Origin of the sequence: Roseicyclus sp., from assembly GCF_052168335.1 — a bacterium.
Taxonomy (GTDB): Bacteria; Pseudomonadota; Alphaproteobacteria; order Rhodobacterales; family Rhodobacteraceae; genus Roseibacterium.
On sequence record NZ_JBQLZP010000149.1, the window covers coordinates 1 to 1523 of the forward strand.

The 1523-nt window shown below is 73.6% G+C and carries 3 protein-coding genes; all 3 read left to right on the plus strand.

What is annotated here, in order from left to right:
- On the plus strand, positions 1-220 hold a 220-nt coding region (gene bufA1, locus ACTS11_RS04600; RefSeq protein WP_442639167.1), incomplete at its 5' end, for a BufA1 family periplasmic bufferin-type metallophore.
- A 66-nt stretch (positions 221-286) separates the two neighbouring features.
- Positions 287-1141 (plus strand): MNIO family bufferin maturase, encoded by an 855-nt coding sequence (bufB, locus tag ACTS11_RS04605; protein ID WP_442639168.1) that lies wholly within the window; start codon positions 287-289, stop codon positions 1139-1141.
- A 4-nt stretch (positions 1142-1145) separates the two neighbouring features.
- On the plus strand, positions 1146-1523 hold a 378-nt coding region (locus ACTS11_RS04610; protein ID WP_442639169.1), incomplete at its 3' end, for an HvfC/BufC N-terminal domain-containing protein.

Consider the following 1523-nt stretch of genomic DNA (forward strand, 5'->3'; position numbering starts at 1 on the left):
CGCCGCGCGCCCCGGCACGACCTCCGCCGGCACCTCCACCGTCGACTACCAGGGCAACGCCTGGACGCTCGTGCCCGTCGGCACCTGCGGCGACATCGAGCTGCCCGACGGCCGCATGGGCGCGACGCTCGACGAGCTGGAAGCGGAAGGCTACGCCGGCCTCGCCCGCGACCTGCCCGAAGGCACCGACGCCTCGAGCTACAAGCCCGTCGAGATGTGAGACCCGCCTGCCCCGGCCGGACCGCTCCGGCCGGGGCGCCCCTGACCTCCCGGAGCCCCGAAGACCATGCTCGACCTGACCGCATCCCAGAGCCTCCCCTGCGCCGCCGGCGTCGGCTTCAAGGCGCGGCACTTCGAGGGTCTCATGACCGACCCGGGCCCGGTGCGCTGGATCGAGATCCATGCCGAGAACTACATGGGCGCGGGCGGCAGGCCGCTGGCGCAGCTCCGCGCCATCGCCGAGCGGATGCCCGTCTCGGTGCACGGCGTCGGCCTCTCCATCGGGGGCGAGCGCCCGCTCGACCGCGCGCACCTCGCGCGGCTGCGCCATCTCCTCGACTGGCTGGAGCCCGCGAGCTTCTCCGAGCATCTCGCCTGGTCGACCCATGACGCGGGCTTCCTCAACGATCTTCTCCCCCTGCCCTACACGGCGCGGACGCTGGCGCGCGTCGCCGATCACATCGACGAGGTGCAGGAGCGGCTCGGGCGGCGGATGCTGCTCGAGAACCCCTCGACCTACCTCGCCTTCGCCGAGAGCGAGATGGGCGAGGTCGATTTCCTCGCCGAGATCGCGCGGCGCACGGGCTGCGGCCTCCTCCTCGACGTCAACAACGTCTTCGTCTCCGCCGTGAACCAGGCGGGCGACGCCCGCGCCTACATCGACGCCTTCCCCCTCGACGCGGTGGGCGAGATCCATCTCGGCGGCCACGACGAGACCGAGGACGAGCACGGCGCGCCGCTCCTCATCGACAGCCACGGGCGCGCGGTCGTGAACCCGGTCTGGACGCTCTACGCCCATGTGCTGGCGCGCGGCGGTCCCCGCCCGACGCTGATCGAGTGGGACACCGACGTGCCCGACTGGCCGACGCTCCGGGCCGAGGCCGAGCGGGCCGCGACCCTTCTCGAGCCGGTGGAGGCCTGAGGCCATGACCCGACAGCACGCCTTCGCCGAAGCCCTCCTCGATCCCGCCCTGCCGTCCCCGCCGGGTCTGACCGACCCCGAGGGCCGCCCTGCCGGACGCCGCTTCGACGTCTACCGCAACAACGTGGCGGCCGGCCTCACGGACGCGCTCGCGACCGGCTTCCCGGTGATCGAGCGCCTCGTCGGGCGCGCGTTCTTCCGCGCGATGGCGGGCGTGTTCCTGCGCGCCCACCCGCCGGAGGACCCGCGCCTCCAGCTCTGGGGCGGGCGGTTTCCGGGCTTTCTCGCGGGTTTCGGCCCGGTGGCGCAACTGCCCTACCTGCCGGACGTGGCGCGGCTGGAGTTCGGCCTCCGGCAGTCCTACCACGCCGCCGATGCGGCG

What these genes read in the sequence shown, in the direction of transcription:
- bufB (WP_442639168.1), top strand. Translation starts at nt 287, where the DNA reads ATGCTCGACCTGACCGCATCCCAGAGCCTCCCCTGCGCCGCCGGCGTC.